This window comes from Proteus sp. G2669 (assembly GCF_009915245.1).
Taxonomy (GTDB): domain Bacteria; phylum Pseudomonadota; class Gammaproteobacteria; order Enterobacterales; family Enterobacteriaceae; genus Proteus.
This window is the reverse complement of record NZ_JAABLX010000055.1, coordinates 357,199-376,091: the sequence shown is the minus strand read 5'-3', so window position 1 is coordinate 376,091 and position 18,893 is coordinate 357,199. Positions and strand designations below refer to the sequence as shown.

Sequence of the window (18,893 nt, the reverse complement as noted above, 5' to 3'; positions counted from 1 at the left end):
AGTGTAATAATCCTAAAGTGGAGAATATAAATAGAAGTTTTAGATTAATTATACAAAAATAGTGTTGATATACAGTGAGCTAGAAAAAAGTATAAAATAAAACATTGAAAAATAATTAGATAAAGAGACGATAAATTAATCTATTGCGACTAAAGCAAGCGTACGGAGGAAACTAAATGAAAACAATTAATGACTCTATTTTGCAAGATTCAGATGCAATTTACACCGCGCAACTTGATGGTCATGGTGGAGTAATAGAAATAACAGCAGATACAATCGCTACAAACGATAATCCTTATTGGATACATTTGGACTATCGTAAGCCACAAAGTGCGAAATGGATAGAGGAAACAGAAGCACTTCCACCTATTGCCAAAGATGTATTATTAGCAGAGAACATCAGACCAAAAGCACAAAGGATTGGTGAAGGTGTCGTCATCAATTTGCAAACAATTAATAATAATCCTAATGATAGACCTGATGAACTAGTCGCATTCAGAATTTATATTAACAGCCAAACAATTGTTTCGAGTCGTCATCGTCGAGTTAATTCAGTGGATTCTGTTATTCATACCTTAGAGTTAGGCAGTGGACCTGAAAGCAGTGGTGATTGGCTTATAACTATGGCAGATGCTGTTACTGATGAAATAGGTGAATTTGTTGAAACTTTGCATGACCAATTAATTGAACTCGAAGATATGATCCTTGATCAACAAATACCAGCAAGAGGTGAACTCGCATTATTAAGAAAACAGTTAATAGTTTTGCGTCGCTACATGGCTCCGCAACGAGATGTATTTTCTAGGCTTTCTATCGAAAAATTACCATGGATGAGTGATAGCGATAGAGTCACAATGCTCGAAATATCAGAAAGACTTTCTCGACGTTTAGAGGATTTGGACAGTAGTATTTCTCGTACAGCGGTGATCGCTGATGAAATAACATCAATGATGGCAGATGCGATGAATAGACGTACTTACACTATGTCATTAATGGCGATGTTATTTTTACCAACGACATTTCTAACAGGGCTATTTGGTGTCAATTTAGGCGGAATTCCTGGAAATGAATTCCCTTATGGTTTTGCCATTTTTTGTTTATCTCTCTTTGTTTTGATTGTGATTGTTACTTGGTGGTTAAAGCGTAGTAGATGGTTGTAAAAATTCAGCAAATTAATCGTAACTAAATGGATTTAAAAAAGAATTCTCTAACCCTGTTTGAGATATATCAATTTTTTAAAATAGAACATCTGGCATTATAACTCTCGCAGGTGAATACAACGTTGAGCGATGAACGTTGTGCTCCATAATTGTAGTTTTTCTCATATTGAGTTCTTAATACAGAATAATTGACCATTATTACACCGATGTTTATTAACATCGGTTTTTTTTTGCTCAAATTTATTATTGGTGATTATTTGGTCATAAAAGTCCTAAGCCTTGAAAACAAGACTTAGGATTAGGATATCGTGTTTTATTTCACTTCAATAATATCGAGTTTATTTTGGCTAAAGTCGGGACGTTCATCATCTTCTTCTTGGAACATCACGGGTACGGTTGGAATATCATCTTTATCAAAAGCTAAATCGCCACCATTAATGACTTCATCCCCATGTTTGATATTAGCAAAATCAAATAATTGAGTATCACATAAGTGTGATGGAACAATATTCTGTGTTGCTCTAAACATAGTTTCAATACGTCCAGGGTAACGCTTATCCCAATCTCTTAGCATCTCTTTAATAACTTGACGTTGTAGATTAGGCTGTGAACCACAAAGATTACACGGGATAATTGGGAACTGTTTTGCTTGTGCAAAACGCTCAATATCTTTTTCACGAGCATAAGCAAGAGGGCGAATAACGATTTGTTTACCATCATCACTCATTAATTTAGGTGGCATACCTTTAAGTTTTCCACCATAAAACATATTTAAGAATAATGTTTCTAAAATATCATCACGATGATGTCCTAGCGCAATCTTAGTAGCACCCAACTCTGTCGCTGTACGATACAAAATACCACGACGTAAACGAGAGCATAAAGAGCAGGTTGTTTTACCTTCAGGAATAATATCTTTGACAATTCCATAGGTATTTTCTTCAACAATTCTATATTCCACACCGAGCTCATTTAAATACTCTGGTAAAATATGCTCAGGAAATCCAGGTTGTTTTTGGTCTAAATTCACGGCAATAAGTGAAAAATTAATTGGCGCACTTTTTTGCAGATTCATTAAGATAGAAAGTAGAGTGTAACTATCTTTACCACCAGAAAGGCAGACCATGATTTTATCGCCATCTTCTATCATATTAAAGTCAGCGATAGCTTGCCCAACATCGCGGCGTAAGCGTTTTTGTAGTTTGTTGAAATTATACTGTTCTTTTGGAATGCTCATTTTTACGGTTCTATATCGTTGCTGATTATTCTGTAACTTGCTAACCAAAGCTTTGTTTTCTATCTCGAACGTTGAATGATTTAAAAGCTATATAAATCAATAAAATGTTTTATAACTCATTTGATGAGTGGTTTGGAAAACAAAGTTATTTATGGCAAGAAAATGGATAAGTCGCTAATGATAGCAGATGGCAGGGTAGTTTCGATATAGATAACTACAGTTAAGCGATTTCAAGGTAGTAAAAAGTAAGAAGTAATAGCCTTATAGAAATGGATAAGGCTATTGTAATTTTAAATAGATATTCCCTGTATATTAAGATCTTCGCGTAAAATCGAGTTTTTTCTACGTTCAGCAGTCAATTGTGTTAGATCGTTATCAGAGACTAAAATTAAGGCGTCTTGAGGACAATATTCAACACAGGCAGGCCCTTGTTCTCTATGATTACATAAATCACATTTGATGATATCAACTTGGAAATGTTGGCCAAGATCTAAAAATGAAGTTGGGGAGGTGTTGTTTTTTCTCTCAAGCTCAATGGCGCCAAAAGGGCAAGCTAAAAGACAGGCTCTACATCCAATACAATTTTCAGGGTGTGTTTCAACAAAGTTTTCACCACGTACTAATGCTTGTGTTTGGCAAGCTTGTGCACAAGGTGCATCTTCACATTGATGGCAAACAGAAGCAGTAAACTGATGCATTAATTTAATAATATGTATTCTAGGATGAAAATTCTTTTTATTGAGAAAATCATTTCCATCTTTTTCTGATGTGTGACCGACTGAACAAACGACTTCGCACGTCTTACAGCCAATACATTTTTTAGAATCAATAACAATTTGGCTATTCATCTCAATACCTATCTATAAGGATATGTATTTTATGATATATCGATAATGGGAGTGTTTTAATAATATTAATCAAATTTATATTAAATAAATGAGGTTAAATAATAATAAAATAAAAATTGCCTTTAAAACTAAAATAGAATGAGAATGAATATTATTTAATAAAATAATAGGAGTAGAATTTTACAAATATACGTAAATAATCGTATATTAAAAAATGGCAATCTTATTCTGATTGCCATCTCTTTAATAAGGATTGTTATTAAAAATCAGGATGATAATGTTGCTAGTTTAGTCGCGAATCCCATAAAGAAAAGCCCAATAACACCATTGCCTAATTTTGCAATATTTTTACGTGAGCCAAAGAAGCGGGCAAGGGCTACACCACCAAATATTAGAAAAGAGAGATAAATAAAGCTAAACGCTTCAAGCATGGAAGCAAGAATTAAATAAGATAATCCAGTATGTGCATAATTAAAATCTATAAACTGAACAAAAAATGAAATATAAAATAGAATCGCTTTAGGATTGGTCATGCTTAATGTAAGCGCTTTTCTGAAAACGTGTTTCTGTACTGTCGTTGTTTGTTCTGAATATACTTTTTTGGAGAAAAAAGTTGCATGGATAATCTTTATTCCTAAATAAAGGAGGTAAAAAGCACCTAAAAAACGGACAATAGTAAAGAGTACAGGAGAGGCTTTTATAACAGATGCGACACCAATAAAGGCGAGAAAAATTAAAATAGCATCACCTAAAAAGACACCGAATGCAGCACGATAGCCATCCCTGACGCCCCCTGATGCGCTTGTTTTTAGCACATAAAGTGTATTAGGGCCAGGAACCAGGATAATAAAAAACATGCCTGCAAGGTATGTCCAGATATTGAGTACACCAAATTGTTCAAGCCACACGTTAACCCCCAAAATCTTACTTTCTCTGTATTACTTAATGAATGGTTATTATATAAAGAGAATCAGTATTATTTAAACGTATATTTTTATCTATATTGAGAATAAATGTTTGATATTTACTGCCTACTGTGTGAGAAACAGACCTTTTTTATTGTTTCAAAACAGGTTGCTACATCGTTTTGTTTTTTATGCATTGCGTCTTGCTAAGAAAGAGTTAGGGTTTAATTATATATAGATTTTCCATAAAGGTAAGCTATGACAATTTCTCAAGTAGGTAAAATAAAGTTACCTTCCACAAAGTGTTTTCAATCATCATTTCAATCTGTTATTACTGATGTCACTGAGCAACTTTCTCAATTGTTAAAAGAAAGGTTACATAGCATATATGTTTATGGCAGTGTGGCCAATGGATGCGCAACAGAGGGAATATCAGACTTAGATATTTGCTTAATTTTAAATCATGAAATAAACGAAAGCGAAATTCACCTGTTAGATAATGCAAGAGCAATATTAGAAAAACAACACTCTATTGTCAGCAAAATTGATTTCGATATTGGTGTTTTAAGCGAGGTATTGGCGCCTAACAATTTATACAGTTGGGGCTATTGGTTAAAACATCACTGTCGTTGTATTTTTGGTGATGATTTAACTCAATATTTTTTACCATTCTCACCATCAAGAAAAATTGCCTTGGCAATAAATGGTGATTTTGTACAAGTTATAGATAGCTATATTAAACAGATAGATGAAAGGCAGTTGGCTATTGAAAAACATCACTTACAAAGGGCAATAGCGCGTAAACTTATTCGCTCAACAAATATTTTACGTAGTGAAAAAGATGAATATTGGCCTGAAATACTAGAAGACTTTGTAAAAATAGTAGAAGCAAATTATCCAGATCAACAAAAAAGTATTAATTATCTTTTATCTAAAAGCATAAACCCAATCGATGATATAAATGTGTTTATACAAAAAGCAAAGCTATTTACTCATTGGTTAGAAGTCGAGTGTTTAAAGAAAGATAAAGAGGATAGCCTGAAAAACTAAGGCGGTTTTTATTCTTTTAAAGAAGCATTTTTCTTTTGTAAAAAATCTAGATCTCTTAAGTCAACTAGACTATATTTGGCTGTGTTTTTATACAGCATCTTGTGTTATTCAATTACGGTAAGGAAAATGTGATGTTAAAAGTGATTGCTGAAGATTTTATTAAAACAGAAGCGATAGAAATTGTTTTACCTCTTTATCGTGAGCTTGTTGAAGCGACTAAAAAAGAGCCTCTTTGTATTAGCTATAATTTATATGTTGATGAAAAAGATCCAGGCCACTTTGTCTTTGTTGAACAATGGCCAGATCATGCTGCGCTTGATACACATTGTGCTAGTGAACATTTTCAGCGGCTAGTTCCGATGATCAATGCATATAAAAAAGCTGAGCCTAAATTTTTGCTTATGGCAGATGCTTTTGATGAAAATTAAAAGTAATAAACCTTGTCTCAATTATAGTGAATACACTAAATTTTAAGAAATAAAACAAGAGAGATGATGATGTTAGCGAAATATATATCTCAAATTGTAAACCAAGAAGATAATTATCAAATTTTAAGTACTCAGAAACTTTGGGATAACTTAGCAGAAATAACCAGAGCAACTCATAGCTGGTTATTTCCTGATGGTGTCATCTTGAAATGCACAGAAGAGATAGAAACAGAGTTCTATGATAATGACGCTCAATGTCCCGAACATTGGATCACTTGGGAAATTGTAGAATCGAATAACAAAATTATCTCTCCTTGTCGGAAAGAATTTTTTAATTTATGTCAGCAAAGTTTTTGGTTAAAAATGCAACTTGCTAATAATATATAAACATAAAATAAACTTTACTCTAGGCCTGTTTTATCTCTAGATTAATATACATTTCTATTGAGTTCATATATGGAAAATTTAAAGAGTAATCAAGAATATTTAGATAGAACTTTTACTAAACTTGATATTAATGAATTGGCACTTAGCAATGTTATTTTTGAGGAATGTGAATTTCACCAGTGTAATTTTTTATCTGCTGAGCTATTGCATTGCAAGTTTGTACATTGCTTATTTGAACAATGTAATTTAAGTTTAGCTAATTTTCCTAATACTCGATTTTCTAATACTGAATTTGTTGAATGTAAACTTGTTGGTATTGATTGGACAAAAGCGCATTGGCCAAAATTCGATCTTTATTCTCAACTCAGTTTTAAAAATAGCATTTTAAGCGGATGTAACTTTTTTGGATTAAAACTGAGCGAATCTATTTTTGAAGAGTGTAGATTACATGATGTGGATTTTAGAAATGCGGAGCTTCAAAGATCACTTATGGTTGGTTCTGATTTTTCTAATAGTTTGTTTATGCAAACAAATTTAGAAGGGGTTGATTTTACTCATTCGCATTCTTTTGATATTGATATTCGGCAAAATAAAATGACGAAAGCAATTTTTTCTAAAATAGAAGCACTCGATTTACTTAAATATCTTGATATTAAATTGATCGATTAATCACCATAGAGAGTTAAGTGATATTTAATTTGAGGTTACTTCGTAGCATAAATATTTAAATTATTTAAAATAAAAGCCATATTGTATTAATAATAAAATATATTTACTTTAGTTGGCAGTTAAGTTTTTTACTTTTAATAAATAATAAAATATTAATAATAGATGGAAAATAAAAAATCTAATTAAAATTTAAAATAAGTTTTTTTATAATTTATAGACTTAATATTCCCTTAATAATAGAGAAAAATAAGGTAAGTTTGTTGTTGAGACAGATGGTCTTTTAATTATCAATTTAACCATAATAATTTCTTTATAAAAATAAATTAATAACGTATTATTTATAAATAAAATTTATTGAGTATTAAACTCAGTTTAATAAGAGAGCTAAATTCTAGTTTAGTTCCTTTTTTCTATCCTTTGCTTTATATAGAGAATAAAAATGAATCGTAATTTATTTCTATCCACTTCGTTGTTAGCTATTTCTACACTTTCTTTTAATGTACAAGCCGCGTTAGATAATACTTTATCATTAGGTTATGCTCAAAGTTCAATTAAATTGAATGATGATAAAATAGATGATAATCCTAAAGGGGTTAACTTTAAGTATAACCATGAATTTGATAATGAGTGGGGGGTTATTGGATCACTGACGTATACAAAATTAACCTATAATTATTATAGTCGTTGGGGAAAAATTGGTTCAAGTGAAATTGACTATGTTTCATTAACGGCTGGCCCTAGTTATCGTTTTAATGACTATTTTAGTGCATATGGTTTAATTGGTCTTGGTCACGTTAGTCAAGAAGATAAATATTATTATGTTAATGATACATACAGCAAAACGTCCATGGCTTATGGATTAGGTTTGCAAATTAATCCAATCCCAAACGTAGCAATTGATGCATCTTATGAATATTCAAAATTTGATAATGCAAAATTCGGTACTTGGGTATTAGGTGTCGGTTATCGTTTCTAATATTAAGCTGATAAATAATATTTTTAAAAGGTCACATTATGTGGCCTTTTAAAAATCACATCATAAAATTAGAATTAACATTCCATTTAACACTTTATTCTAAATTTAAATACTTTTCATTTGTTTCTATTTCAGTTTAAATATCATTTTTTGTCTATTTGTTAAAATATAATATTTATTATTAATTTATAAATAACAATATATTTATTTTCTTCAATTTTTTATTTATTATTTAAGTGTGAATTTCACTTTATAACACTAAATTAATTTTAATGCTAATTATATTTTGGTGTTTTATTTTATTGTAGAATTTAATTTATCGGGAAATATAATGAAATATAAATTATTTATTTCAATGATTATGATTGTTTTGTCAACACTATCTTTTAGTACATCGGCAACATTGAAAAATACATTTTCTTTAGGTTATGCACAAAGTCAATTAAAAATGGATAGTAATAATGTAACTGATACGCCTAAAGGTATTAATGTTAAATATAATTATAAATTAATGAATGATTGGGGCATGTTTGGCTCATTTACATATAATAAAGAAAAGTATTCTTTTGATATTAATGATAGTAAAGGGAATATAAATTATAATTATTACTTATTCTCTATAGGCCCAAGTTATCGTTTTAATGAATATATAAATTTATATGGTTTGATTGGTATTAGCTCAATTAACATGAAATTAAACTGTGAAAATAACTCTGGTAATATTCATTTCAATAAGATATCAAATAGTTATGGTGCGGGCTTACAATATAACCCGGTTGCAAAACTTGCTATTGATGCATCTTACGAATACTCAAAGTTAAATAATATCGAATTTGGTACATGGGTGATCGGGCTTGGTTATCGATTCTAATTTTATTACGATTAATTATAAAAAATAGATAAATTTTCTTTTTGATAAAAAGGGTTGGTAATATGTTTATCAACCTTTATTTGAAAAATATAAGTTCATCGCTATAACTTAACATACAAAAAAATTATAATTTTTAATTATTCTTATTCAGATATAATAAATCATATTAAAAAATAATTTTTATTAGGAAATTATATGCTAACTATAATAAAAGCAGAACCTTCACACTATGATGAAATGATTACAGTTTGGGAGTCATCGGTTAGAGCTACGCATGCATTTCTATCTGAAAATATTATTTTATCTCTTAAAAAAATATTGTAGAAAAGTATTTTCCTATGCTTAATACCTATATTGCGATAGACAATAATAATGTTATTCATGGGATCTTGGGTGTGGCAGAAAATAAATTAGAAATGCTCTTTGTTGATGCAAATTCTAGAGGGAATGGTTGTGGTAAATTGCTTACAACTTTTGCGATAAATACATTGCATATTGATGAGTTAGATGTAAACGAGCAAAATCCTCAAGCAATTGGTTTTTATCTTTATATTGGATTTGAGCAAGTAGGGCGCTCTGAAGTAGATGGGCAAGGAAATCCTTTTCCATTATTGCATTTAAGATTAAATAAAAGTAAGTATAAATACTGAGAAAAATATTAAAGATATAAAATAGAAGAGACAGTGAAAATTATTATTATTTATCTTATATAAATAATAATTATCCACTTAAATTTGATTTATATCGTAATAACACTCATGATTTAATGAAATAATTTTTTCATAAATTAATAAATAATATAATAGTGGAATTATTATGAAAAAAAATTTAGTGATTATTTTATCTTTATTCACCCTATCGGCTTGCTCTGAGTCACAAGAAAATAGAGTGATTGAATATTGCATGGATACATTGAATATTTATAGCACAGTAACAAACGAGCAGTGTCTGTGTTTTTATAATGAAGCGCGTGATAAATTTTCTTCAACTGAAATTGATAGAATGATCAAATCACCACCAATAAGACAAGATAGTACGCTCACAAGAGAAGGTACAATGTTTTTAACTATTGCTCATTCATCAAAATGCTTTGAGTGAATTACCCATATCAAAGGTAAAAATAGGTGAAAGGTACTAATTGCTTATGCTTATATTGCTTATGCTTATATAGTGTTTTTCATTTTCTATACCATTATTACCAAAGATATTGCATAAAGGGTAAATAAGCAAAAACTAAAGCGATGAACATAAACAAAAGACGAAATAATATTTTTTGTGTTTTTATTGTGGCATAGAGCATGACGATAATAACTGCTACGCAGATATACCAGTAAAATGCTCCAAAGAAAGCTAAGGCAAAAATAGCATCAATAATAAAGTGACTATCACTCATTTATTTCTCTCTGACATAAAAAATCACCTACTAAAACATAAGCAGGTGAAGATAAAGGTAATTATCAGGTGCGCAGTAAAACCGCGTTCTTCAGGGGGCGGATATCAAGATTTCCAAATAATATGGAACATAGGCTGTAATGGATCGCGACTAATTAGGACACGACCAAAAATATCATCAATATCGGAATCGTCATCAGGTGCAAGACCAATAATCACTTCGCTAAAGCGAGCAGGTGTAACAGGAAGGCCGACAATAAACTGCCAATCATTACCTAATGGAACCACTTCAGCTGCGCCTCTTTCTTCAAATTGCAGGTTAAACAGCAATTGATCTGCAACATCCAAATTATCGACTGCTTGAGCTAAAAATAAATCATAAGCTTGTTCTAGCGCTTCATCTTCACTAATTAAGGTTGGTTCATTCATGGTAATGCCTGTTTATTATTCCAATAATTATCGCGTTGTTTGTATGATATTTTTGCTCATTTAGCAAAATATATTGTTACCATTCTGATTATAACAGAGGGCTAAAGAAATAGCAGATACGCTCTAATACACGATTTAAGAATGGTCGTTTTTCCCATTCATCCATAGTTAATTCTGTAGAGCGAGCAATATAATCATACTGAACAATGCTTAAATCACTTCCAAAACCTTCATCATCAATAACAACGGTAATTTCAAAATTTAACCACAAACTACGCATATCAAGATTTACTGAACCTACCATACTGAGTTGCCCATCAACCATGACGCTTTTGGTATGTAATAAGCCATCTTCAAACTGAAAGACTTTCACACCTGCTTCAAGCATTTCTGTAAAAAATGCACGACTTGCCCAACGCACAAGAAAAGAGTCATTACTACGAGGCACTATAATACTTACCTCAACACCACGCATTGCTGCGGTTGAGATGGCATGTGCAAGATCGTCACTAGGTACAAAATAAGGTGTTGTGAGTACTAATTCTTTTCTTGCAGAATAAATAGCTGTGATTAAGGATTGTTGAATAAGCTCATCAGGAAACCCTGGGCCTGATGCGATAACCTGTGTTGTGTGACCACTTTCTTGTTCACAAGGCATGATATTATCATCAGGCGGTGGTGGTAAGTGACGTTCTCCGGTTTCCATTTCCCAATCAAAGGCATAAATCATCCCTAAAGTGGTTGAAACAGGGCCTTCCATTCTTACCATAATATCAATCCATTGACCGACGCCTGAATCTTGTTTGAAATAACGAGGATCAACCATATTCATACTTCCTGTGTAGGAAATATAGTTATCAATTAAGACGATTTTTCGATGCTGGCGCAAATCCATACGGCGCAAGAAAAAACGGAATAAATTAACATGCAATGATTCGACAAACTCAATACCTGCCGCCCTCATCACATCAGGGCCTTTAGTTCGAAAGAAATTCCAACTACCAGCTGAGTCAACCATGATCCTACATTTTACGCCACGTTTAGCCGCTCTAATTAATGCCTCGGTGACTTCATCAACTAAACCACCTGATTGCCAAATATAAAAGACCATTTCAATGTTGTCGCGTGCATTGTTAATATCACGTGTAATCGAATTGAGAGAATCTTCACAGGTTGTTAAAAGTTCAATTTTGTTACCTTTAACCCCTTTAATGCCCTGGCGTTTAGCCGTTAATTGGAAAAGAGGCGTTGCAACATCACTCGTACTTGTCGCAAAGATATGCTTGCATTTTCTTAAGTCTTCAAGCCATGCAACAACAGAAGGCCACATTTGTTTAGCATGCTCAACGCGTCGTTTACCAAGATGTAATTCACCAAAGGCAAAATAAGCGATAACCCCAACTAGTGGCAGGATATAAATGATTAATAACCATGTCATGGTTGATGTGACGGGTCGTCGGTGCATTAGGACACGAAATGTGACCCCCGCAATTAATAGCCAATAGAAGAAAAAGGTTAGCCAACTTAATACAGTATAAAATGTTGTCATAGTAGAGCTATTTTCCGTTGAAAATGAATTGCATGAATGAGCAAAAGGCAATTTACTAAAAATAGTTCATTATTTTTGTTATTTGCCGAATGTTGTTATTAAATCAGGATTATTATCTCTGTCAAATCTCTTTATTGAGAGATAAGCATTAAATAAGCGATAAGATACAACCCATTATTTATTTTTTCTTTGTGAGAAATGCTCAAAGAATGGATGAAATTCAAGCAAATTATAAATCGCCCCTTGGATCACAAAATGAACGTCTTATAATACACCACTTATTCGAAAAAATAGGTGCTGATAGCATGAGACACAGTAGGAATGAAGTTGCACGTTGGCGAATGATGAGACAGGTATTACGTAAACGTCGTCGATGGTTAGAAGGGCAATCTCGTCGTAATTTCCGAATTTATAAACTGCGTAAACTTGATACTTCTAAAAAACATAGAGCGCTTTTGTTTGTTCAACACATAGAATGGAACTCATAATTCCACTTTTTAACACTTTATATCAATCATTTTGCTAAACGTTATTGAATATGATTGCTATTTGCATTTAAACTAGGGGCATTATTTTTTCTTTAGGTGAAATAAGATCAGTTATGCGTTGGAAGCTTTGGGTATTCATATCACTCTGTCTGCATGCCTCACTTGTTGCGGCAGCGATGTTGTATGTTGTAGAAGATAAGCCAGTTACACCTGAGCCTATCTCTATACAAATGTTAGCATTTGCTGCAGATGAGCCTGCTGGCGAACCAGAACCTGTGGTTGAAGAAGTCACACCTCCAGAGCCTGAACCGGTTGTCGAGCCTGAACCCGAACCAGAGCCTGAGCCTATTCCAGATGTGAAGCCTGTTATCGAAAAACCAATAGAGAAAAAACCAGAACCAAAACCGAAACCTAAGCCAAAACCAGTGGACAAACCTAAACCGCCTGTTGAGCGACCACAACCTTTAGTTGTTAATAAAGGTAATGATCTCAAAAATCTTAACCCGACGGCAAAGCCAAGTGATAAAGGTGACGAAAAACCAGTTGCAGTGGCAAGTAGCGGTGAAGGCAAAGCACCTAATGCAGTACGTCAAGGTTTACCTGAATATCCACCACGAGCACGCGCTGTGGGGATGGAAGGTTCAATTAAAGTTCGTTTTGATGTTGATGCTGATGGAAGAGTTGATAATGTAGAAATTATTTCAGCTGATCCTAAAAATGTGTTTGAGCGCGAAGTAAAAAGAGCGATGCGCCAATGGCGTTATGAAAAAATTCCTTATAAAGGAAAAGTGGTTCTGATTGAGTTCAAAATGACAGGAATATCAGCAAGCTAATTTTTATAAAATTAGTGGTTAAACAAAGTGATATCATTATTTGATACCAGATAAATAAAAGGCACTTTAATAAGTGCCTTTTTAGTATTTAATTTTTAATGTTTTCACGCTATTCGCCGTAATCGAATTGTCGTAATAGCTTTTTATTCCATTGTGCTTGTTAGCGTGAAGTGCGCTTTACCTTCAGGTAAGCGACGAGCTGAATTGTTCTCGTCAACAGCAACGTAGGTAAATACAGCCTCTGTTGCACGATAGCGTTGGCCGACAGGTTCTGTGGCGACTTTCTTAACCCAGACTTCAATATTAACAGTAATTGAAGAGTTGCCAGTTTTTAAGCAACGTGCGTAGCAACAGACGACATCGCCAACAGCAACAGGTTTAAGAAAGGTAATGCCCGTTACGCTTACAGTAACGACACGACCTAACGCAATTTCTTTTGCTAAAATTGCACCACCAATGTCCATTTGAGACATTAACCAGCCACCGAAAATATCACCATTGGCGTTAGTATCAGCAGGCATGGCAAGGGTACGTAAAACGAGCTCACCATTAGGCAAAGATTGTTGTTCAGTCATGGGGAATAATGTATCTATTAATGTTGAAACCAAGGAGATATTTACTCGTTATACTTCAAGCCGTAGCGTTACTCGTAGTAACTCATTTATTTGTCGCCTAGCTGTACTTGAGTTATTTAGAGTTCACATCTCCCAATAAAATAAAAATGATTATTCAGATTTTGAATGAGCATCATGTGATGTCGGTTTAGATGCTTGTTTTGTCATATCATCTGATAATAGGTTTTCACCATTTTGCGGGGCTTCTTCTTCAGTTTGTTCTTCTGGTAAACGATTATTCCAGATATAAACTACACTGGCGATAGTAAAGATAAAGGTCAAAATGGTTAAACCGAAGACTTTAAAATTAACCCAAGTCTCTTCTGGTAAAGAGAATGCCACGTAGATATTACCTAAGGCACAAGCAAAAAAGAAAATCACCCAAGCTATATTTACTTTTTTCCAATTAGCCGCAGGCATGGCAAGCTCTTTACCTAACATTCTTTCCATCAATGTTTTAGGTGTAAATAGTTGCATACCAATTAATACAACGGCAAAAATGGCATATATGGCCGTGACTTTCCATTTAATAAAATCAGCTGAATGGAAGAAGATAGTTAATGAGCCAAAAATAGTGACAACAATAGCCGTAATGAGTGGTGCTTTTTCAACTTTATGGAAAATAAGCCACGTCAAGCCGACTGAAATCCACGTAGCGACAATTAATGCACCTGAAGCGTAGAAAATATCTTGCCATTTATAGAAGATAAAAAACACTAATAGTGGAGCGAAATCAAGTAATTGCTTAAGCCAGCCATTTTTCATAACAAATAGGAACCTATGGTAATTAAATTCATAAACTAGGCTATTCTAATGCAAAGCGACAGGAAATGGGTAAACAATTGCATATCTTTAATTATGAAGTGCTGATTTATATAAAAAACACGGTTTTCCTCTGAAATAACTCAATGAAAAATCAACATAATTGCATTTAGGGGGAATTAAAATTAAAGCTTGAGTTATGAAAGGGGATTTTAATATCACTCTAGTATATGATTCAGTAACTCATCAACATTATCGCTACTTTTTGATGAATGCATAGATAAAAAAGTATTTCTGATAAGAGGAAATCAATGAACGGAAAAAGAATAATAAAATGGATGCCAGGATTAGGCTTATTGTTTAATTATAAGCGTGATTATTTTGGCTATGACTTAAAAGCAGGGCTTTCTGTTGCCGCCGTTGCATTGCCAGTCGCAATTGCTTATACCGAATTATTAGGGATTAACCCAATTGTTGGATTATATGCCTGTATTTTTCCGATGATTATTTATGCGTTATTTGGCACATCGCGGCAGTTAATTACAGGGCCTGATGCCGCAACCTGTGCTGTTATTGCTGCCGTTGTTATTCCATTATCTGCTGGTGACGAGAATGCTAGATGGCAACTTGCAATTATTATGACGGCAATGACGGGATTTTGGTGTATTTTAGCCAGCCATTTTCGGTTAGGGGCTTTTACTGATTTTCTATCTCGACCTATTTTACAAGGACTTTTAAATGGTGTCGCGATCACCATTATGGTTGGGCAAATCAGCAAAGTATTTGGTTTTGATACTTCCCCCGATCACCTAATTGAAAAATTAATTGAAGTTCCATTTCGATTAATGGATGCGCATTTACCCACAGTGTTAATGTCTGCAATAATATTAGCACTCTTATTAGGCATTCGTTATTTTCGTAGTCGATGGCCAGCCCCTTTAATTGCGATGGTCGTGATGACGTATTTAAGTTGGCAATTTGATTTAGCAAGCTTTGGTATTGCTATCGTAGATAAAGATGCAGGAAATGTTGATCTGTTTTTACCTGTTGTATCTATGACGGGATTCCATCCTGGTGTCTTGAGAGAATTGTTAGTTCCATCTATAAACTTGGCAGTTATTAGCTTCGTGAGTTTTATGATGACGGCCCGCAGTTTTGCCAGTAAGAACGGTTATGATGTCGATGCAGATCAAGAGTTAAAAGCGTTAGGTATTGCCAATATTGCGGCAGCGCTTTCTCAAGGATTTGCGGTTAGTGCGGCAAGTAGTCGTACTGCAGTCAATGACTCTGTTGGTGGGAAAACGCAGTTAGTTTCTATTATCGCAGCACTGGTTATTCTGCTAGTACTATTATTTATGACTGATTTTCTCGCCTATATTCCATTATCTTCATTAGGCATAGTCTTGATTTTTTCTTCATGGTCTTTACTAAGTATTCGTCATATTTGGTCTTATCGTAAACGTAATAAACAAGCATTTACCTTGGCATCATTCACCTTATTAGCTGTGTTATTGGCAGGGCTAATTAATGGTATCGGTTTTGCCGTTTTATTAGGTTTGTTACAATTTTTACGTATTGTTTTTCGTCCAAGCGATCAATTATTGGGTGTTGATGAACAGGGTATGGTTCACTCAATGAATAAAGATAATGGCATTGAGCCTATTGATGGCTTAATGATGTATCGGTTTAATTCACCACTGACTTATTTTAATGTGGGCTATTTTAAAAAACGGGTACTTCAACTTGTTGATAATGCACCTCAACGACCAGCATGGTTAGCGGTAGATGCAGCTGTAAGCTTTACCTATGACGATGTCAGTGTGTTTGCTGCTATTGATGAACTAATACGAGAATTGCGAATAAAAGGCGTTAAATTAGTTTTAGCTGGGCGCAGAACAGAATTAAATCGTTGGATTGAACGTAATAAGATTTCACTCAATGAAGATGATTTGATTATTGCTCCCGATCTTTATTTTGTGATCCGACTTTATCAAAGCCGACAACAAATTAAAGAGAAGCAAAAAGAAGCAAGAAAAGAGGCATTAAAGCAAGAAGCTGAGAATAGCGAAGACTCGATATTAGAAGTGCCAATAGAGAGCCATGCATCAACACATTAAGCATTTTGGTTAAGTTTTACCAGTGGTGATGAATACAAAGTAAAATCCCGTGATAAGTTGTTAGCTTATACACGGGATTTTTTATCGGTAAATTTTGTAGATAGCTATGCTTTGAACAAATTAGCGAGTTTGTTGTGTTGTGTATTTGTTTTCAACCAACATAAACAAACGAAATAGGTAAATAATCATCCACGCTGAAGCCATATTTTTCAAAAGATAGAATAAGAAATTATGGACAAGATCAGGTAGTTGAATTGTAAGATTACTTACAAAACCAATACCAAACTGCAATAAGATCCAAATGCCTAATGCAGGAATAAGTGATCCTGATTCACTAAATCCAATTTTCCAACCTAAACGTATTGCACTTCCCATATTTTGTTGGCGCACTAAAACAACGGGGGCTAATGCAAAACCAATGAGCAAAATGATGCCAGGAATAATCATCACCATAAAACCAGCGCTAATTAAAATAGAGCACAGGACAATCAGTAAAAACATTTTTGGTAAGCGAGGTAAGCAGGCGTTAAATGTTTGCCCTAAGGTGACATTATGACCTGCAGAGATTGCCATAGCGAACATCAATAAGGTGAGAACCAAGATGCTTTGCTGTAATGTTTCGAATGCATACAGTGATAATACTTTTTTGGCAACACCCACGACACTGTTTGACATTGCTTCTAACTCGGCAGGAGAAGCAGAAGAAAGTTGTGTATTTTTAAAATTAGCCACAAATTCAATCATCAATTGGTATTCTTGAGGATTAGGGCCAATTAAGACATGAACTATTGCTAAAACAACAGCAAGGATAGCGGAAAGGGTAACAATACTACGTCGTTCATTCTTATAAAAATTAAGACTGTCTCGATAGATTGTGCGTGCCGTGGTAGGCATGAAACTGCTCCTATAAAAATAGACTGTGTCAATGCGCGCTATTGTACCTTTTACAACAGCAAAAAGGGATATTTTCTATCAAACCGCTTATTAAGCTTATTTCTTGATCTTGATAGTCACTGCACACTCATTATTTAAATTAAACCAAACATTATTTTAACATAAAAATAACCTTATTTTTAAATGTGTCTTTTTAGGATATTTTTTATTCAAAAAATATTACTAATAATAAATTTAATTATAAGAAAAAATTGTATTAATGGGTAATTTGATGTGGATCAATTATAAATAATCATATTGATAAATAATAAAAAGAGAAATAACACTTTCTGCAAAAATAATTCCAAAGTTGTGATCGGTATTAGATCATAATTATCAATAAATGGTTATATTTTTAGCGGAGATTTTACTTATTACAGGAATGGGTTAAATAATGAAAAAACTTTCTGCGCTTATTTTAGCGGCTGCAACTCTTGCGCCTTCTATTTCTTTCGCTCACCAAGCGGGTGATTTCTTATTCCGTGCAGGTACTGCAACTGTTCGTCCTAATGCAGGCTCTGATAATGTATTAGATATTGGTCATTTTGAAGCTAATAATAATACCCAATTAGGTTTAACTTTCGGGTATATGATCACTGATAATATTGGTGTTGAATTATTAGCAGCGACTCCTTTTGAGCACAAAGTATCATTAACAAACTTTGGTGAAATTGCGACAGTTAAACATTTACCACCAACATTAATGGCACAATATTACTTTGGTAATGGTGAAGATAAATTACGTCCTTATTTAGGTGCAGGTCTTAACTTTACTACTTTCTTTGATGAAAAATTCAATTCAGCGGGTAAAGATGCTGGTTTATCTGACTTAGACCTCAAGGATTCATGGGGCTTTGCAGCACAAGCTGGTTTAGATTATAACCTCGATAAAAACTGGATGTTGAATGCGTCTGTTTGGTGGATGAATATCGAAACGGATGTTAAATTTAAAGCGGGTGATGATAGACAATCAATCAGTACACGTTTAGACCCATTTGTATTTATGTTTGGTGTGGGCTACCGTTTCTAATTATTCTTTCTTTAAAAGAATATCTCATAATGAAAAGCGAAGATTATCTTCGCTTTTTTTATGTTTTAAATTCACAAGACAACACTCATTTTTAGATTATCAAAAGATATCATTTTATTGTTAATACTTAAAATAAGAGTCATTTTTAAATAATGTTAAATAAATAAAGGTGTATTTAAAATGGAACATTTTATATTTAAATATCTTCTAAGTTG

Annotated in this window: 21 protein-coding genes and 1 pseudogene; 13 read left to right on the top strand and 9 right to left on the bottom strand. The window is 33.3% G+C overall.

The annotated features are described in order from the left end of the window. Positions 1-176: 176 nt before the first annotated feature. A complete protein-coding gene (zntB, locus tag GWI68_RS19230) occupies positions 177-1,160 on the top strand; it encodes a zinc transporter ZntB (protein ID WP_109408726.1) in 984 nt (327 codons plus the stop codon). A gap of 313 nt (positions 1,161-1,473) precedes the next feature. Here zntB and ttcA read toward each other — a convergent pair whose 3' ends face one another. From ttcA to leuE, 3 genes are all read right to left on the bottom strand, one after another. After that, on the bottom strand, positions 1,474-2,397 hold the full coding sequence (ttcA, locus tag GWI68_RS19225; RefSeq protein WP_109408727.1) for a tRNA 2-thiocytidine(32) synthetase TtcA: 924 nt from the start codon (positions 2,395-2,397) through the stop codon (positions 1,474-1,476). A gap of 290 nt (positions 2,398-2,687) precedes the next feature. Next, a complete protein-coding gene (locus tag GWI68_RS19220; RefSeq protein WP_166541329.1) occupies positions 2,688-3,245 on the bottom strand; it encodes a 4Fe-4S dicluster domain-containing protein in 558 nt (185 codons plus the stop codon). 266 nt (positions 3,246-3,511) lie between these two features. Next, positions 3,512-4,153, bottom strand: a complete 642-nt coding sequence (gene leuE / locus GWI68_RS19215; RefSeq protein WP_166541328.1) for a leucine efflux protein LeuE — start codon at positions 4,151-4,153, stop codon at positions 3,512-3,514. A gap of 255 nt (positions 4,154-4,408) precedes the next feature. Between leuE and GWI68_RS19210 the strand changes: the two genes are divergently transcribed. The 8 genes and pseudogenes from GWI68_RS19210 (at position 4,409) to GWI68_RS19175 (ending at position 9,629) form a co-directional block, all read left to right on the top strand. Further along, positions 4,409-5,200: a nucleotidyltransferase domain-containing protein gene (locus GWI68_RS19210; protein WP_166541327.1), complete on the top strand. Its 792-nt coding sequence runs from the start codon at positions 4,409-4,411 to the stop codon at positions 5,198-5,200. Positions 5,201-5,331: 131 nt separating this feature from the next. After that, entirely contained in the window at positions 5,332-5,628 is a 297-nt protein-coding gene (locus GWI68_RS19205; RefSeq protein ID WP_166541326.1) for a putative quinol monooxygenase, read from the top strand. A gap of 66 nt (positions 5,629-5,694) precedes the next feature. After that, the gene (locus tag GWI68_RS19200) at positions 5,695-6,015 is read left to right on the top strand and encodes a hypothetical protein (RefSeq protein ID WP_166541325.1); all 321 of its coding nucleotides are present in this window, start codon (positions 5,695-5,697) and stop codon (positions 6,013-6,015) included. Between the two features lie 69 nt (positions 6,016-6,084). After that, positions 6,085-6,684, top strand: a complete 600-nt coding sequence (locus GWI68_RS19195; protein ID WP_166541324.1) for a pentapeptide repeat-containing protein — start codon at positions 6,085-6,087, stop codon at positions 6,682-6,684. 439 nt (positions 6,685-7,123) lie between these two features. Further along, a complete protein-coding gene (locus tag GWI68_RS19190) occupies positions 7,124-7,660 on the top strand; it encodes an Ail/Lom family outer membrane beta-barrel protein (RefSeq protein WP_166541323.1) in 537 nt (178 codons plus the stop codon). Between the two features lie 331 nt (positions 7,661-7,991). Continuing rightward, complete coding sequence (locus GWI68_RS19185) at positions 7,992-8,531, top strand: Ail/Lom family outer membrane beta-barrel protein (protein WP_166541322.1); 540 nt, start codon at positions 7,992-7,994, stop codon at positions 8,529-8,531. Between the two features lie 195 nt (positions 8,532-8,726). Next, positions 8,727-9,181: pseudogene (locus GWI68_RS19180) on the top strand (GNAT family N-acetyltransferase). Between the two features lie 166 nt (positions 9,182-9,347). Next, positions 9,348-9,629, top strand: a complete 282-nt coding sequence (locus GWI68_RS19175; RefSeq protein WP_166541321.1) for a hypothetical protein — start codon at positions 9,348-9,350, stop codon at positions 9,627-9,629. A 97-nt stretch (positions 9,630-9,726) separates the two neighbouring features. On the opposite strand, the gene GWI68_RS19170 is transcribed toward GWI68_RS19175, so the two are convergent. From GWI68_RS19170 to cls, 3 genes are all read right to left on the bottom strand, one after another. Next, on the bottom strand, positions 9,727-9,924 hold the full coding sequence (locus GWI68_RS19170) for a hypothetical protein (RefSeq protein ID WP_109408737.1): 198 nt from the start codon (positions 9,922-9,924) through the stop codon (positions 9,727-9,729). Between the two features lie 104 nt (positions 9,925-10,028). Continuing rightward, positions 10,029-10,352 (bottom strand): HI1450 family dsDNA-mimic protein, encoded by a 324-nt coding sequence (locus tag GWI68_RS19165; protein ID WP_109408738.1) that lies wholly within the window; start codon positions 10,350-10,352, stop codon positions 10,029-10,031. A gap of 88 nt (positions 10,353-10,440) precedes the next feature. Then, complete coding sequence (gene cls, locus GWI68_RS19160) at positions 10,441-11,901, bottom strand: cardiolipin synthase (protein ID WP_109408739.1); 1,461 nt, start codon at positions 11,899-11,901, stop codon at positions 10,441-10,443. Between the two features lie 305 nt (positions 11,902-12,206). Between cls and GWI68_RS19155 the strand changes: the two genes are divergently transcribed. After that, on the top strand, positions 12,207-12,389 hold the full coding sequence (locus tag GWI68_RS19155; protein WP_109408740.1) for a YciY family protein: 183 nt from the start codon (positions 12,207-12,209) through the stop codon (positions 12,387-12,389). A 113-nt stretch (positions 12,390-12,502) separates the two neighbouring features. Further along, entirely contained in the window at positions 12,503-13,222 is a 720-nt protein-coding gene (gene tonB, locus GWI68_RS19150; protein ID WP_166541320.1) for a TonB system transport protein TonB, read from the top strand. Between the two features lie 143 nt (positions 13,223-13,365). Here tonB and yciA read toward each other — a convergent pair whose 3' ends face one another. Both yciA and GWI68_RS19140 read right to left on the bottom strand, forming a co-directional pair. After that, positions 13,366-13,797: an acyl-CoA thioester hydrolase YciA gene (yciA, locus tag GWI68_RS19145; protein ID WP_006536988.1), complete on the bottom strand. Its 432-nt coding sequence runs from the start codon at positions 13,795-13,797 to the stop codon at positions 13,366-13,368. 150 nt (positions 13,798-13,947) lie between these two features. Continuing rightward, positions 13,948-14,601, bottom strand: coding sequence for a septation protein A (locus tag GWI68_RS19140; protein ID WP_166541319.1), 654 nt, complete (start codon positions 14,599-14,601; stop codon positions 13,948-13,950). Between the two features lie 308 nt (positions 14,602-14,909). On the opposite strand from GWI68_RS19140, the gene GWI68_RS19135 reads away from it, so the two are divergent. Further along, entirely contained in the window at positions 14,910-16,715 is a 1,806-nt protein-coding gene (locus GWI68_RS19135) for a SulP family inorganic anion transporter (RefSeq protein WP_166541318.1), read from the top strand. Positions 16,716-16,835: 120 nt separating this feature from the next. Here the strand turns inward: GWI68_RS19135 and GWI68_RS19130 are convergent, their stop codons facing one another. After that, positions 16,836-17,609, bottom strand: coding sequence for a YciC family protein (locus tag GWI68_RS19130; RefSeq protein ID WP_109408744.1), 774 nt, complete (start codon positions 17,607-17,609; stop codon positions 16,836-16,838). Positions 17,610-18,042: 433 nt separating this feature from the next. Here GWI68_RS19130 and ompW point away from each other — a divergent pair, with 433 nt between their 5' ends. Next, on the top strand, positions 18,043-18,678 hold the full coding sequence (gene ompW, locus GWI68_RS19125; RefSeq protein ID WP_166541317.1) for an outer membrane protein OmpW: 636 nt from the start codon (positions 18,043-18,045) through the stop codon (positions 18,676-18,678). The last annotated feature ends 215 nt before the right edge of the window (positions 18,679-18,893 follow it).

Excerpts from the sequence above, each read along its gene's own strand:
- GWI68_RS19220 (WP_166541329.1), bottom strand. The coding sequence starts at position 3,245 with ATGAATAGCCAAATTGTTATTGATTCTAAAAAATGTATTGGCTGTAAG.
- ompW (WP_166541317.1), top strand. The coding sequence starts at position 18,043 with ATGAAAAAACTTTCTGCGCTTATTTTAGCGGCTGCAACTCTTGCGCCT.
- GWI68_RS19140 (WP_166541319.1), bottom strand. The coding sequence starts at position 14,601 with ATGAAAAATGGCTGGCTTAAGCAATTACTTGATTTCGCTCCACTATTA.
- ttcA (WP_109408727.1), bottom strand. The coding sequence starts at position 2,397 with ATGAGCATTCCAAAAGAACAGTATAATTTCAACAAACTACAAAAACGC.
- GWI68_RS19205 (WP_166541326.1), top strand. The coding sequence starts at position 5,332 with ATGTTAAAAGTGATTGCTGAAGATTTTATTAAAACAGAAGCGATAGAA.
- GWI68_RS19165 (WP_109408738.1), bottom strand. The coding sequence starts at position 10,352 with ATGAATGAACCAACCTTAATTAGTGAAGATGAAGCGCTAGAACAAGCT.
- GWI68_RS19185 (WP_166541322.1), top strand. The coding sequence starts at position 7,992 with ATGAAATATAAATTATTTATTTCAATGATTATGATTGTTTTGTCAACA.
- GWI68_RS19155 (WP_109408740.1), top strand. The coding sequence starts at position 12,207 with ATGAGACACAGTAGGAATGAAGTTGCACGTTGGCGAATGATGAGACAG.
- GWI68_RS19190 (WP_166541323.1), top strand. The coding sequence starts at position 7,124 with ATGAATCGTAATTTATTTCTATCCACTTCGTTGTTAGCTATTTCTACA.
- GWI68_RS19135 (WP_166541318.1), top strand. The coding sequence starts at position 14,910 with ATGAACGGAAAAAGAATAATAAAATGGATGCCAGGATTAGGCTTATTG.
- GWI68_RS19130 (WP_109408744.1), bottom strand. The coding sequence starts at position 17,609 with ATGCCTACCACGGCACGCACAATCTATCGAGACAGTCTTAATTTTTAT.
- cls (WP_109408739.1), bottom strand. The coding sequence starts at position 11,901 with ATGACAACATTTTATACTGTATTAAGTTGGCTAACCTTTTTCTTCTAT.
- zntB (WP_109408726.1), top strand. The coding sequence starts at position 177 with ATGAAAACAATTAATGACTCTATTTTGCAAGATTCAGATGCAATTTAC.
- GWI68_RS19170 (WP_109408737.1), bottom strand. The coding sequence starts at position 9,924 with ATGAGTGATAGTCACTTTATTATTGATGCTATTTTTGCCTTAGCTTTC.
- GWI68_RS19175 (WP_166541321.1), top strand. The coding sequence starts at position 9,348 with ATGAAAAAAAATTTAGTGATTATTTTATCTTTATTCACCCTATCGGCT.
- tonB (WP_166541320.1), top strand. The coding sequence starts at position 12,503 with ATGCGTTGGAAGCTTTGGGTATTCATATCACTCTGTCTGCATGCCTCA.
- GWI68_RS19210 (WP_166541327.1), top strand. The coding sequence starts at position 4,409 with ATGACAATTTCTCAAGTAGGTAAAATAAAGTTACCTTCCACAAAGTGT.
- GWI68_RS19200 (WP_166541325.1), top strand. The coding sequence starts at position 5,695 with ATGATGTTAGCGAAATATATATCTCAAATTGTAAACCAAGAAGATAAT.
- GWI68_RS19195 (WP_166541324.1), top strand. The coding sequence starts at position 6,085 with ATGGAAAATTTAAAGAGTAATCAAGAATATTTAGATAGAACTTTTACT.
- yciA (WP_006536988.1), bottom strand. The coding sequence starts at position 13,797 with ATGACTGAACAACAATCTTTGCCTAATGGTGAGCTCGTTTTACGTACC.